Below are 13,080 nucleotides of genomic sequence, written 5' to 3' on the forward strand. Positions count from 1 at the left end.
GGCGGCAGTAGCGCGGTGGTCCCACCTGACCCCATGCCGAACTCAGAAGTGAAACGCCGTAGCGCCGATGGTAGTGTGGGGTCTCCCCATGCGAGAGTAGGGAACTGCCAGACACCAATTAAAACAAAAGGCCCAGTCGAAAGACTGGGCCTTTTGTTTATTTGAAATAAACTAAGTGCTAAACAAAAGCCCATCCTTCGGATGGGCTTTTGCGTTGTTGGGCTCAACTCATTAGATAAAGACGGTGATGTTAATGCCGTACATCGATCATTATGACCATATCTAACTTATTAATTGCCAAGTGCAATAAGATGTTATCGAATAATCCCAAGCGATAATAATTGATATTTGATGGCAGAAGAATGCGTCAGTTGTAAATAAATCAGCGGAAACTGTTGTTTTATTATATGACGGTGATTGGTGTGGTTATAAAAATAAAATCGGCGAGGTTTATTGTCGGTGAATAAATAAACCTGCACTTATGTCGTCCAGTGCTGACAATAGGTGCAGGCGAGAAGGGAATTATTTGGTTAAGGCTACGATGCCTAACGTCAGACCAGCGATTGCAGCCGCGCCGCCGGCGATTGCACCAGCCGTTTCCCAGTTATCTTGCGTAGTTCCTTTCATGCAGGTGTTCGTGTGAACTAGGCGTCCCTGATCGTCATAAACGGGCACGCAAGGTGAATCATGTGCACAGCCAGCAAGTAAGGTTGCTAGCAGCGACACTAGGATGAATTTTTTCATGATATTGCCTCTTAAAATCCGATCAAATACATCACCAGAATGCTGTATCACGGAATGACCTATTTTATCACCTCGCCCATCGCATTCGGATAGGGGAAATAATCTCAATTTATGTGTTACGTAAATATCATGGAGAACCAGCATTGAGATTGAAGGGATTGTGCAGAAATAATGTAGAGGATAATCGCGAATGAATGTTTCAAATAGCGTAATCAGCGGATTCATGGATAACATATTGTTTCTTATATTGTTGGAATGCCCTGCATAAAAAAGGCGCCGTAGGCGCCTTTAGTGAGCTATACATGCATGTTACTCGGAGTGCCGGGTAAATCGACGTCTGACAACCACGAAGAACACTGGGACAAAGAAAATAGCTAACAACGTAGCCGTTAGCATTCCACCCATTACGCCGGTTCCCACGGCATTCTGCGCGCCACTACCTGCACCATGGCTCATCACTAGCGGCATTACGCCGAGAATAAACGCCAGAGAAGTCATTAGAATGGGACGCAAGCGCATACGTGATGCTTCGAGTGTAGCCTCGATGATCCCTTTACCTTCCTTATCCATAAGATCTTTAGCAAATTCGACGATCAAAATGGCATTTTTTGCCGAGAGCCCGATCGTCGTCAGAAGCCCCACCTGGAAGTAAACATCATTATTTAGGCCACGCAGTGAGGCTGCCAGCAACGCGCCAACAACACCAAGTGGAACCACAAGCATCACCGAGAACGGAATGGACCAACTCTCGTAGAGTGCCGCCAAACAGAGGAAGACAACAATCAACGAGATTGCGTACAGCGCAGGAGCCTGATTTCCAGATAGACGCTCCTGATAAGACATGCCCGTCCAATCGAAACCAATACCAGCTGGAAGTTTAGCGGCCAGCTTTTCCATTAAGGCCATTGCTTCACCGGTGCTTTTACCCGGTGCTGCCTCACCGAGGATTTCCATCGAAGGCAGGCCGTTGTAACGTTCTAGACGCGGAGAACCATACACCCAGCGAGAGGTCACAAATGCGGAGAATGGAACCATGCCACCGTTGGCGCTGCGTACATACATATTGTTGATGTCATTTGGCAGCATACGGAATTTCGCATCGGCCTGAACATACACTTTCTTCACGCGGCCATGATCGATAAAATCGTTTACGTAATATCCGCCGAGTGCCGCAGAAATTGTCTCATTAAGATCAGAAAGTGAGATCCCGAGCGCTTGGGCCTTTTCTTGGTCGACATCAAGCTTAAACTGCGCGGTATCTTCCAGTCCGTTAGGACGAACGCGTACCAGCTGATCGGGATGCTGATGTACCATACCCAGCAGCTCGTTTCGTGCTTGCGTCAGTGCCGCATGGCCAAGGCTACCTTGGTCAATCAACTCGAAGTCAAAACCGGTCGCCGTGCCCAATTCGATAATAGCCGGCATGTTGAACGGGAAGACCATGGCATCTTTAATCTGGCTGAATGCCAGGGTAGCGCGTTTAATAATGAATTCGGCGCTGTTTTCACTACTGCTGCGTTCTTCCCAAGGTTTGAGGCTCACAAACGCCATCCCCGAATTCTGGCCTTGGCCGCTAAAGCTAAAGCCGTTGACAGTAAAGACGCTCTCTACGTTTGCCTTCTCTTGGGTCAGATAATAGCGGCTGACATCATCGAGAACCTTTTGCGTACGTTCCTGTGTGGCACCTGCTGGTAGTTGAACCATCGTCATGAACACGCCCTGATCCTCCTCCGGTAGGAAGGAGGTTGGCAGGCGTACAAATAGCACTGCCATACCGATAACAATGAGCAGGTAGATAACCAGATAGCGCCCGGTGCAGCGGAGAATACCGCTCACGCTTTTGGAGTAGTGATTGACGCTGATATCGAACTTATTGTTAAACCAACCAAAGAATCCTTTTTTCTCATAGTGATCGGCAGATGCAGGCTTCAACAGTGTGGCACACAGCGCTGGTGTCAGGATTAATGCGACCAAAACGGATAGCGCCATAGCCGACACGATGGTGATAGAAAACTGACGATAAATAGCCCCGGTCGAACCGCCAAAGAAAGCCATTGGCACAAACACCGCCGAAAGCACCATCGCAATGCCGACCAATGCTCCTTGGATCTGCGACATGGATTTCTCCGTCGCTTCAATAGGTGAGAGCTTCTCTTCTACCATGACGCGTTCGACGTTTTCGACTACCACGATGGCGTCATCGACGAGTAAACCTATCGCCAGCACCATCCCGAACATCGTGAGCGTATTGATCGAGTAGCCAAATATTGCTAACACCGCAAAGGTGCCTAACAGCACAACTGGAACGGCGATTGTTGGGATAAGCGTTGCACGGATGTTCTGCAAGAACAGGTACATGACAAGGAAAACAAGGATAATCGCTTCAAATAGCGTCTTGATTACTTCGTGGATGGAGAGAGTCACAAATGGCGTAGTATCGTAGGGGTACACTACCTTCATTCCCTGCGGAAAGTACGGCTGTAACTCAGCAAGCTTGGCTTTAATGGCGTTAGCCGTATCAAGCGCGTTTGCGCCGGTCGCCAATTTAATCCCCAGGCCCGAGGCTGGTTTGCCGTTAATACGGGCGACAACGTTATAGTTCTCACCACCAAGCTCGATACGAGCCACATCGCTAAGATGTACCACCGAGCCATCTGCATTGACGCGCAGCGTAACCTTACCAAATTCCTGCGGATCTTTGAGTCGCGTTTGAGCGATGATTGAGGCGTTAAGCTGTTGACCCTTTACGGCAGGCGTGCCACCCAACTGACCAGCGGCAATCTGATCATTCTGGACTTTAAGCTGATTAATAACGTCAACTGGCGTCAGGTTGTACTTATTTAGCTGGTTACCATCGAGCCAGATACGCATTGCATACTGGGCACCAAAAAGCTGAACATCTCCGACGCCATTGAGCCGGCTAATCGGATCCTTAACGTTAGAGGCGATATAGTCTGAGATATCATCCTGTATCGTTTTAGGGTTATCAGAGATAAAGCCAGCCACTAGCAGAAAGCTGCTGCTTGATTTCTCTACGCTGATCCCCTGTTGTTGAACTTCTTGCGGCAGAAGCGGCGTGGCGAGTTGCAGCTTGTTCTGTACCTGAACCTGGGCAATGTCCGGATCGGTTCCTGATTGGAAGGTCAGTGTAATCGTCACCGAACCCGCCGAGTCACTGGTTGAGGACATATACATCAGGTTATCGATCCCGTTCATATTCTGTTCGATGACCTGAGTAACCGTATCCTGGACCGTCTGGGCATCAGCGCCGGGATAGGTTGCTGAAATCGCCACGGCAGGGGGAGCAATAGTTGGGTATTGGGCTATAGGCAGTTGCAGAATCGCCAGAGCACCTGCAATCATCATAATGATGGCCAGCACCCAAGCAAATACGGGGCGATGAATAAAAAACTTAGACATGGGATCTGTACCTTATTGCGCAGCAGGCGCTGCGGTATCTTTTTCAGCCTGCACCGTAGCGCCAGGGTGTACCTTCTGAAGTCCGCTAATAATCACCTTTTCACCTGCTTTCAGGCCGCTGGTTATCAGCCACTGATCGCCAATTGCCTGTGTGGCAACTACAGCACGTGTTTCGACCTGATTTTTTTCGTTAACCAGTAAAACGGTGGCATCGCCTCGTGGTGTTCGGGTTACGCCCTGCTGTGGAACCAGCATCGCTTTCGGATTGATGCCTTCGTCAATGCGCGCACGCACAAACATGCCTGGCAGCAATACATGCTGCGGATTAGGGAAAATGGCTCGCAGGGTTATTGAACCGGTGGTCTCATCGACGGTCACGTCGGAAAACTGCAATGAACCTTTCAGCGCGTATGGCTGGCCATTTTCCATGAGCAACTGCACGCTTTTCGCCTCGCCGCCCTGCTGGAGGCTTTCTTGCTTCAGGCGCATAAAATCGCTGCTGGATTGGGTCACATCGACGTAAATAGGATCAAGCTGTTGTACTGTCGCCAGTGCATCCGTCTGGCCATTGGTCACCAGTGCGCCTTCGGTTACGCTGGATTTGCCAATGCGCCCGCTAATGGGTGAGGTGACTTTTGTATAGGCAAGATTGATACGTGCACTCTCTAGGGCCGCGTTGGCAGCAAATACATCCGCATCCGCCTGACGGGCGGTAGCGACGGCCTGATCATAGTCCTGTCGGCTGATATATTGGGTACCCAGCAGGGGAATATAGCGCTTGACCGTTAGGTGGGCGATGGTTGCTGCGGCTTGTGCCTTCGACACGTCGCCTTTGGCGCTATTGTAGGTCGCCTGATACGTCGCGGGGTCGATTTGATACAGTGACTGTCCGGCTTCAACATCGCTGCCTTCTGTAAAGTTGCGCTTAAGAATGATACCGCTGACCTGAGGGCGAACTTCCGCGATACGGAAAGCTGAAGTTCGGCCGGGCAACTCCGTAGTGATAGACAATGGTGCGCTGCTTACAACATGGACGGTAACCTGAGGTAGGGGGACATGCGTTTGCCGTTCTCCAGAGTTATCGCAGCCGCCCAATAATGCCGCAGAGATAATTAAACTGGATAATAGTGTAACTCTGGCGTGACTCGTCATTGCAGTTCCTTGTGGATTGATATCTCAAATGGGATAAAAAACCGTGAAAGAAAGAGGGGTAAAAATAGTTCGTTATCCTACAAATAAATGATGGTAAATGTAAAAGATGGGAATTAACAAAAGCACGGAAACATAAAAATGACCGATTTAATAAGCGCGTGATGAAATCCGTATATTGGGTTTGTGAATATATTTGTGGAAATGTATTTCCTGGCTGAATTTATATAAATAAGAACATGCAATCCAACTTTTTGGTAAACATCGGACATAATCTGAATGATAGATTAACAGCCCCTCTGTTAACGACAGATTGAACGTCAAGCAATCTTTATATGGCCAGAAAAACGAAAGAAGAGGCGCTAAAGACGCGACGGCTTTTGCTGGATGCCGCTATCGAGCAGTTCGCGTTGCATGGCGTGAGCAACACCACACTTACCGATATTGCCGATGCCGCAGGTGTGACCCGCGGAGCGGTCTATTGGCACTTTGCCAGTAAAAGCGAGTTGTTTAATAAAATGTGGCAGGAGCAACTTCCCCTACGTGATTTAATTCATCACAAGTTGATACAACAAGATGGGGTAAATCCGCTAATAGACTTAAGGAATACATTTGTTGCCGGGCTTCAGTATATTGCCGAAACGCCCCGACAGAGGGCATTGATGCAAATACTGTATCATAAGTGTGAATTTATTAACGGCATGATGTCAGAACATGAAATAAGAAAGAAAATTGGCTTTAACTACGATGTTATTCGTGCCGTTTTGCAGGCTTGCATTCGTAACAATATCTTGCCCGCAGATACAGATGTTGAAATTATCTTAATTATTTTACACAGCGCTTTTAGCGGCATTATCAAACACTGGTTGTTAGACCCACAGCAATTCGATCTCTCTCGGCAAGCACCATTGCTGGTCGATAACATTATGGCAGTCATTTGTGGCAACAGCCTCTGGGCTATTCACTCTCCGGCGATTGCGCGGCTTGATTTGAACGGGTGAGCTAGGGCAGTAATGGCTATCTAATCGTTTTACTTCGACACAAAAAAGGCAATAAAAAAGGCGCGTCCCCATGCCGAGTAGCGCCTTTTTCATCAACAACAAAACTGATTAGTATCAGTTCATGCCGTATTTTTTCAGCTTCTTACGCAGAGTACCGCGGTTGATGCCCATCATCAGGGCGGCGCGGGTCTGGTTACCACGGGTGTATTGCATCACCATGTCCAACAGGGGCTGTTCTACTTCAGCCAGTACCAGCTCATAGAGATCATTAACATCTTGACCATTCAGTTGAGCAAAATAGTTCTTCAGTGCCTGTTTAACCGAGTCACGCAGGGGTTTTTGAGTTACCTGATCCTGAGAGTTAACGGTAGAAACGGTCAGTACGTCAGAATTTACGCGTTGTTCGAACATAGTTCTGTCAGCTCTTTATTTCTAATTACGCAAAATTTTCGAAGTATGCCTCCAACGCCGCCAGCTGTTCGCCGGCATCTTCAATGGCGTTGAATGTGCGCCGAAACTGGTCATCCGGAGCATGCTCCTGTAGGTACCAGGATACGTGTTTCCGCGCAATTCGGTACCCTTTTGCCTGACCATAAAAGTCGTGCAGTTCCCGAATATGCGCACAAAGCAAGCGCTTCACCTCTGCCAGAGGCAGTGGAGGCAAGAACTCCCCAGTGTCCAGATAGTGCTGGATTTCCCGAAAGATCCAGGGTCTTCCCTGAGCCGCGCGTCCTATCATCAGGGCATCAGCCCCCGTATAGTCCAGCACAGCCCTGGCTTTAAGCGGGTCAGTAATGTCACCATTCGCGATAATCGGAATGGAGACGTTCTGCTTAACTGCCCGAATGCTGTCGTACTCAGCATCTCCGTTAAACAAGCAGGCGCGCGTGCGTCCGTGAATAGTCAGAGCCTGAATGCCACAGTCTTCAGCCAATTTGGCAATTTCTACACAGTTACGGTGCTCTGGAGCCCAGCCTGTGCGAATCTTCAGAGTGACAGGAACGTCCACCGCCTTAACAACCGCATTCAGGATAGCCTTCACCTGATCCGGGTATTGCAACAGGGCGGAACCTGCAAGCTTACGATTCACCTTTTTTGCCGGACAACCCATATTAATATCAATAATCTGGGCGCCGCTTTCCACATTAATGCGGGCGGCTCCGGCCATCTCTTCAGGATCGCTACCGGCAATTTGCACGGTACGGATACCTGGTTCATCAATGTGCACCATCCGTAGGCGAGATTTGTCACTTTCCCAAACCTGAGGGTTAGAAGACATCATCTCGGATACTGTTAAACCTGCTCCCATCTCGTAGCACAACGTCCTGAATGGTCTGTCAGTAATGCCAGCCATTGGCGCTGCGATCAGGCGATTTCTGAGCTGATGTTGTCCGATGCGCATGAGTTAAGAAATGACCATTCTGTGACTGCAAGGCGGCGTATATTACGCATTTTTTTCACGAGATGAAAGGCCAAACTTTGAGCAATCAGATGTTGTAGATCAATGAATCTTGGTACTGAGAAATTATGATTAATAAATATCTTTATTAATCATAAAATTAACTAAAAGTGGATGATTTGTGCGCATTAATAAAATCATAAAAGTTCTCGCGCTTTCTTACGTAATGCATACGACATAGCCGATAAAGAGATGATTTTATGAACGAAATGGGAGCAATAAATGAGATCTGCTTCGCATTTATGATGGGGATGGAGTCTGCAATAGGGGAAAATGCGGCCGACGGGCCGCATTGAGGAATGATTACTTCTTACGTCCGGTTATCCGGCACCATTCTTCTTTTTCGACCACCGGGTCGAGATCGAAAAGCTCAGTGTAGGCTTCACATACGCTATCCGCTTGGCTTGCCAAGATTCCAGAAAGGCCCAGCAGACCGCCTGTAACCGGCAGCACGCTGATTAACGGCGCCAACTCGCGTAATGGGCCTGCTAAGATGTTAGCGACCACCACGTCGGCTTTCATGGCTTCTGGCTGATCCTGTGGCAGGTAGAGTTCCAAGCGTTCGGAAACACCGTTGCGCTGCGCGTTATCACGGCTGGCCTGAATGGCCTGCGGATCGATATCGATGCCAATCGCTTTTGCTGCCCCGAGTTTTAGCGCGGCGATCGCTAAGATCCCTGAACCGCAGCCGAAATCGATAACCGTTTTACCAACCAGATCGAGGCCATCAAGCCATTGCAGGCATAGCGAGGTGGTTGGGTGGGTGCCGGTGCCAAACGCCAAGCCGGGATCAAGCATCACGTTAACCGCGTTAACGTCCGGCACGTCTCGCCAGCTTGGGCAAATCCACAGACGTTCCCCGAAACGCATTGGGTGGAAGTTATCCATCCACTCGCGCTCCCAGTCTTTGTCTTCAAGCTGCTCAATTTTGTGGGCAAAGCCGGTTCCCAGCAGCGGATGCTGTTCTAGGATAGCGACGACTTCCTTCATGTCGGTTTCTGCATCGAACAGGCCAATAACGTCAGTATCACCCCACAGGCGAGTTTCGCCCGGCAGCGGCTCAAAAACCGGGGTGTCATGCGTATCTTGGAAGGTGATAGAGACCGAACCGGCTTCCATCAGCGCATCGCTAAGATCTTCGGCATTCGCGCCGGTTGTATTCAGTTTTAGTTGGATCCACGGCATGGCAAAACTCTTTATTTATCAGTAGAAATTACGGCAACCTGTGGGACGGGATGACCAAAACGGTTCCCCACCACAAATGCCAGCAAACTTAACAGTAACGAAGGCACAATCGGATGGAAGCCCAAGTACTGAACGTTAAACGAGGCCAGCACGGCATACAGTACGCCGCCGACAATCATGGCGCTTAGCGCACCGGTGGCGTTGGCACGCTCCCAGTATAATCCCAGCACCAGCGGCCACAGGAACACCGCTTCCAGCCCACCGAAAGCCAGCAGGTTCAGCCAGATAATCATCTCTGGCGGTCGCCAGGCGGCCAACAGCAGCAGTGCGCCTAAAATCAGCGTGATTGCCGCAGACATCCGCTTAAGGCGGCGTTCATTTTGCATCTGTTCAGGGTGCAGGTTCAGATAGAGATCTTTGATGATCGTAGCGGAACTTTGCAACAACTGGGCATTAATTGTCGACATAATTGCCGCCATCGGCGCGGCGAGGAAAATGCCAGCGGCAAACGGCGGAAGCACTTTCACCATCAGCGTTGGGATCACCAGATCCGGTACGGTGAGGTCGGGGATCACCGCGCGACCGAGTGCGCCCGCAAGGTGCATACCGAACATCAGGATAGCCACCACGATAGTGCCGATGATTATCCCCCGGTGGACGGCTTTGCTGTCCTTATAAGAAATACAGCGCACGGCGGTGTGGGGAAGACCAATCACGCCAAAACAGACCAGTACCCAGAAAGAGGTCATAAAGGTCGGCGTGAGAATGTCATCAGCCCCTTGCGGCGACACCAGTTTCGGATCGATAGTCTCCAGCGTGTGCACCGCGTTGCTCAGGCCACCCGCGGCGTGGACGATACCAACCAGCAGCACAATCGTGCCGATAAGCATCACCAAGCCCTGCATGGTGTCGTTGAGCACGCTGGCGCGGAAGCCGCCAAATGCCGTATACAGCGCGATACTGATACCAAAGATGAGCAGCCCGGTTTCATAGGGAATACCGGCGGCTGTTTCCAGCAGACGTGCGCCGCCGATGAACTGCACGGTCATGGCGCCAACAAACGCAACCAGCAGGCTCAGGCTTGCCAGCCAGACCAGTAGCCGGCTTTGGTAACGGGCAAACAGCATATCGTTGAGCGTCACCGCGTTATAGCGGCGGGCGAGAATAGCGAATTTTTTACCCAGCACGCCGAGCGAAAGCCAGATGGCCGGCAGCTGGATCATCGCCAGCAGCACCCAGCCGAGCCCGTATTTATAGGCGGCTCCAGGCCCACCGATAAACGAGCTGGCGCTGATGTAGGTGGCGGTTAACGTCATCGCAAGGACGATGCCCCCCATCGAGCGGCTGCCAAGGAAGTATTCGTTAAGAAAGTTTCCCGTTGTGCGTTTACGCATGGCGTAAATGGATAAACCAAACACCACGACCAGATAGGCGATGAGCGGCAGAATGACTTCAAGCTGCATTATCGTCGTCCTCCAGCGGAATATCGCGATAGATAAATTTCACCATCGCCCAGCACAACAAAATAAAAATCAGCGGCGTGAGCAAACAGGCCATTTCAAACCAGTGCGGCAAGCCAGTGAATCCTTGAATTGAATTAGGCAAGTAAGCACTTGCTAACCATGCTGCTAGATAAAGAAGGGTTAGCCACAGCGCCCAGCGCGCCTCTTTATGGGCCTGAACAAAACGCTTGTCCATTTTTTGTCCCTTGTGGATGAAGAAAGCGGGGATTGTACCGCAAGGAAAAGATGAGGGGAGCGAAAAAGAAAAAAGGCCGGAAATACCGGCCTTTTGCTGAGACGACAGGATTATTTTTCCTGCAATCCGAGTTTTTTCTCCAGATAGTGGATGTTGGTACCACCATGCTGGAAGTGCTCATCGCTCATGATACGCATCTGCAGATCGACGTTGGTTTTGATGCCATCGATGATCAGTTCTTGCAGTGCATTCTTCATGCGAGAAATCGCCACGTCACGGGTCTCACCAAAGCAGATGAGTTTGCCAATCATTGAGTCATAGTACGGTGGTACGGTGTAACCAGCGTAAATATGAGACTCCCAACGAACGCCAAAACCGCCTGGTGCGTGGAAACGGGTGATTTTGCCCGGGCTTGGCAGGAAGGTGTTCGGGTCTTCGGCGTTGATACGGCATTCCACCGCATGGCCACGAACCTGCACTTCTTCTTGCTTGATGGACAGCGGCTGACCGGCAGCGATACGCAGCTGCTCTTTGATAAGGTCAACGCCGGTGATCATCTCGGTAACCGGGTGCTCTACCTGGATACGGGTGTTCATTTCAATGAAGTAGAACTCACCGTTTTCGAACAGGAACTCGAAAGTACCCGCGCCACGGTAGCCAATATCCACACAGGCTTTCGCACAGCGTTCGCCGATGTAGCGACGACGTTCTGGGGTGATACCCGGCGCTGGCGCTTCTTCGACGACTTTCTGGTGACGACGCTGCATGGAGCAGTCACGTTCAGCCAGATAGATAGCGTTACCCTGACCATCAGCCAGCACCTGAATCTCGATGTGACGAGGATTTTCCAGGTACTTCTCCATGTAGACCATGTCGTTGTTGAAGGCGGCTTTCGCTTCAGCTTTGGTCATTGCAATGGACTGCGCCAGGTCGGTGTCGCTGCGCACAACGCGCATACCACGACCACCACCGCCGCCAGAAGCTTTGATGATAACCGGGTAGCCGATGCGTTTAGCATGGGCGCGGTTAACGTCCATGTCTTCGCCCAGCGGGCCGTCAGAGCCAGGAACAGTAGGCACACCTGCTTTTTTCATCGCGGTGATCGCAGACACTTTATCGCCCATCAGGCGGATAGTGTCGGCTTTCGGGCCGATGAAGATAAAGCCAGAACGTTCAACCTGCTCGGCAAAGTTGGCGTTCTCAGAGAGGAAGCCATAGCCTGGGTGGATAGCAACAGCCCCGGTGATCTCAGCGGCGCTGATGATAGCAGGGATGTTCAGGTAGCTTTTAACGGACGGAGCCGGGCCAATACAAACCGTCTCATCCGCCAGTAATACGTGTTTTAAATCGCGATCCGCAGTGGAGTGCACAGCGACGGTCTTGATGCCCAGTTCTTTACAGGCACGAAGAATACGCAGTGCGATCTCGCCACGGTTAGCGATGACAATTTTATCCAGCATCTTCGCCTCGTTACTCGATGACGACCAGAGGCTCGTCAAATTCAACCGGTTGACCGCTTTCTACCAGGATTGCTTTCACAGTCCCTGATTTATCAGCTTCGATCTGGTTCATCATTTTCATCGCTTCAACGATGCACAGGGTGTCGCCCACGTTTACTTTCTGACCAATTTCCACGAATGCTTTAGCATCCGGGCCTGGTGTGCGATAGAAAGTACCAACCATTGGGGAACGTACGATGTGACCACTGATTTCAGCTTTAGCCGGAGCTTCGGCTGCAGCCGGTGCTGCTGCCGCAACAGGTGCTGCCTGCGGTTGCATAACAGGCGCTGCGTAGGCCTGCTGCATCACTGGATAGCCGGTATTTGGAGCTGAGCGGCTGATGCGCACAGACTCTTCGCCTTCAGAAATTTCCAGTTCGTTGATGCCAGACTCTTCGACCAGCTCGATCAGTTTTTTAATCTTACGAATATCCATGAGTGGGTTCCGTACTCTTTGTTTAGTGTGATTGTGACAGGCGTTTAACCGCCGTCTGTAAAGCGTATGAATAGCCGTCAGCGCCGAGTCCGCAGATAACGCCGGAAGCGATATCAGACAGATACGAGTGATGGCGGAATGGTTCGCGCGCATGCACGTTGCTCAGGTGGATCTCGATAAACGGGATACTCACCGCCAGCAGCGCATCGCGAATGGCAACGCTTGTGTGCGTAAACGCGGCCGGATTAATCAGGATATAGTCAATGTTGTCTTTAGCCTGATGAATACGGTCGATGAGAACGTACTCGGCGTTAGATTGCAGACTGTCTAACGTGACGTTTAGCGTTTCGGCTTCCGCGTTTAATTGGCTAACGATCTGGGAAAGCGTCAGCGTGCCGTACTTCTCTGGCTCACGGGTGCCTAACATATTCAGGTTCGGGCCGTTTAAAAGCAAAATGCGGAACTTGTCAGTCATTGTGCTGCTATCTC

12 protein-coding genes and 1 rRNA gene are annotated in these 13,080 nt (G+C 50.5%); 2 read left to right on the forward strand and 11 right to left on the reverse strand.

Annotated features, from left to right (window positions below):
• Nucleotides 1–113, forward strand: a 5S ribosomal RNA gene (rrf, locus tag AB4K05_RS00005); the annotation flags it as partial.
• A gap of 409 nt (nt 114–522) precedes the next feature.
• Here the strand turns inward: rrf and AB4K05_RS00010 are convergent.
• The 3 genes from AB4K05_RS00010 to AB4K05_RS00020 all read right to left on the reverse strand — a co-directional run bounded on the left by AB4K05_RS00010 (nt 523) and on the right by AB4K05_RS00020 (nt 5,316).
• On the reverse strand, nt 523–744 hold the full coding sequence (locus AB4K05_RS00010; protein WP_368478622.1) for a hypothetical protein: 222 nt from the start codon (nt 742–744) through the stop codon (nt 523–525).
• A gap of 309 nt (nt 745–1,053) precedes the next feature.
• A complete protein-coding gene (locus tag AB4K05_RS00015; protein ID WP_368478033.1) occupies nt 1,054–4,164 on the reverse strand; it encodes an efflux RND transporter permease subunit in 3,111 nt (1,036 codons plus the stop codon).
• Nucleotides 4,165–4,176: 12 nt separating this feature from the next.
• Complete coding sequence (locus tag AB4K05_RS00020; protein WP_368478034.1) at nt 4,177–5,316, reverse strand: efflux RND transporter periplasmic adaptor subunit; 1,140 nt, start codon at nt 5,314–5,316, stop codon at nt 4,177–4,179.
• Between the two features lie 332 nt (nt 5,317–5,648).
• Between AB4K05_RS00020 and envR the strand changes: the two genes are divergently transcribed.
• Nucleotides 5,649–6,314: an acrEF/envCD operon transcriptional regulator gene (envR, locus tag AB4K05_RS00025; RefSeq protein ID WP_368478035.1), complete on the forward strand. Its 666-nt coding sequence runs from the start codon at nt 5,649–5,651 to the stop codon at nt 6,312–6,314.
• Nucleotides 6,315–6,428: 114 nt separating this feature from the next.
• On the opposite strand, the gene fis is transcribed toward envR, so the two are convergent.
• The 8 genes from fis to aroQ all read right to left on the reverse strand — a co-directional run bounded on the left by fis (nt 6,429) and on the right by aroQ (nt 13,066).
• Nucleotides 6,429–6,725, reverse strand: a complete 297-nt coding sequence (fis, locus tag AB4K05_RS00030) for a DNA-binding transcriptional regulator Fis (RefSeq protein WP_000462905.1) — start codon at nt 6,723–6,725, stop codon at nt 6,429–6,431.
• A 25-nt stretch (nt 6,726–6,750) separates the two neighbouring features.
• On the reverse strand, nt 6,751–7,716 hold the full coding sequence (gene dusB, locus AB4K05_RS00035) for a tRNA dihydrouridine synthase DusB (protein ID WP_368478036.1): 966 nt from the start codon (nt 7,714–7,716) through the stop codon (nt 6,751–6,753).
• Between the two features lie 360 nt (nt 7,717–8,076).
• Nucleotides 8,077–8,958 (reverse strand): 50S ribosomal protein L11 methyltransferase, encoded by an 882-nt coding sequence (prmA, locus tag AB4K05_RS00040; RefSeq protein WP_368478037.1) that lies wholly within the window; start codon nt 8,956–8,958, stop codon nt 8,077–8,079.
• 11 nt (nt 8,959–8,969) lie between these two features.
• Nucleotides 8,970–10,421: a sodium/pantothenate symporter gene (gene panF, locus AB4K05_RS00045; protein ID WP_368478038.1), complete on the reverse strand. Its 1,452-nt coding sequence runs from the start codon at nt 10,419–10,421 to the stop codon at nt 8,970–8,972.
• On the reverse strand, nt 10,411–10,656 hold the full coding sequence (locus AB4K05_RS00050; RefSeq protein ID WP_368478039.1) for a YhdT family protein: 246 nt from the start codon (nt 10,654–10,656) through the stop codon (nt 10,411–10,413). The genes panF and AB4K05_RS00050 overlap by 11 nt, the downstream gene beginning before the upstream one ends.
• A gap of 110 nt (nt 10,657–10,766) precedes the next feature.
• Complete coding sequence (gene accC / locus AB4K05_RS00055; RefSeq protein ID WP_368478040.1) at nt 10,767–12,116, reverse strand: acetyl-CoA carboxylase biotin carboxylase subunit; 1,350 nt, start codon at nt 12,114–12,116, stop codon at nt 10,767–10,769.
• 10 nt (nt 12,117–12,126) lie between these two features.
• Nucleotides 12,127–12,591, reverse strand: coding sequence for an acetyl-CoA carboxylase biotin carboxyl carrier protein (accB, locus tag AB4K05_RS00060; protein ID WP_368478041.1), 465 nt, complete (start codon nt 12,589–12,591; stop codon nt 12,127–12,129).
• A gap of 22 nt (nt 12,592–12,613) precedes the next feature.
• The gene (gene aroQ / locus AB4K05_RS00065; protein ID WP_368478042.1) at nt 12,614–13,066 is read right to left on the reverse strand and encodes a type II 3-dehydroquinate dehydratase; all 453 of its coding nucleotides are present in this window, start codon (nt 13,064–13,066) and stop codon (nt 12,614–12,616) included.
• Nucleotides 13,067–13,080: the final 14 nt, after the last annotated feature.

Origin of the sequence: Kluyvera sp. STS39-E (genome assembly GCF_040932435.1) — a bacterium.
In the GTDB taxonomy this organism is placed as follows: Bacteria; Pseudomonadota; Gammaproteobacteria; order Enterobacterales; family Enterobacteriaceae; genus Kluyvera.

Bases quoted from the DNA above. Each gene is read 5' to 3' on its own strand.
- accC (WP_368478040.1), bottom strand. From the start codon at position 12,116: ATGCTGGATAAAATTGTCATCGCTAACCGTGGCGAGATCGCACTGCGT.
- fis (WP_000462905.1), bottom strand. From the start codon at position 6,725: ATGTTCGAACAACGCGTAAATTCTGACGTACTGACCGTTTCTACCGTT.
- AB4K05_RS00020 (WP_368478034.1), bottom strand. From the start codon at position 5,316: ATGACGAGTCACGCCAGAGTTACACTATTATCCAGTTTAATTATCTCT.
- AB4K05_RS00010 (WP_368478622.1), bottom strand. From the start codon at position 744: ATGAAAAAATTCATCCTAGTGTCGCTGCTAGCAACCTTACTTGCTGGC.
- accB (WP_368478041.1), bottom strand. From the start codon at position 12,591: ATGGATATTCGTAAGATTAAAAAACTGATCGAGCTGGTCGAAGAGTCT.
- prmA (WP_368478037.1), bottom strand. From the start codon at position 8,958: ATGCCGTGGATCCAACTAAAACTGAATACAACCGGCGCGAATGCCGAA.
- dusB (WP_368478036.1), bottom strand. From the start codon at position 7,716: ATGCGCATCGGACAACATCAGCTCAGAAATCGCCTGATCGCAGCGCCA.
- AB4K05_RS00050 (WP_368478039.1), bottom strand. From the start codon at position 10,656: ATGGACAAGCGTTTTGTTCAGGCCCATAAAGAGGCGCGCTGGGCGCTG.
- panF (WP_368478038.1), bottom strand. From the start codon at position 10,421: ATGCAGCTTGAAGTCATTCTGCCGCTCATCGCCTATCTGGTCGTGGTG.
- AB4K05_RS00015 (WP_368478033.1), bottom strand. From the start codon at position 4,164: ATGTCTAAGTTTTTTATTCATCGCCCCGTATTTGCTTGGGTGCTGGCC.
- aroQ (WP_368478042.1), bottom strand. From the start codon at position 13,066: ATGACTGACAAGTTCCGCATTTTGCTTTTAAACGGCCCGAACCTGAAT.
- envR (WP_368478035.1), top strand. From the start codon at position 5,649: ATGGCCAGAAAAACGAAAGAAGAGGCGCTAAAGACGCGACGGCTTTTG.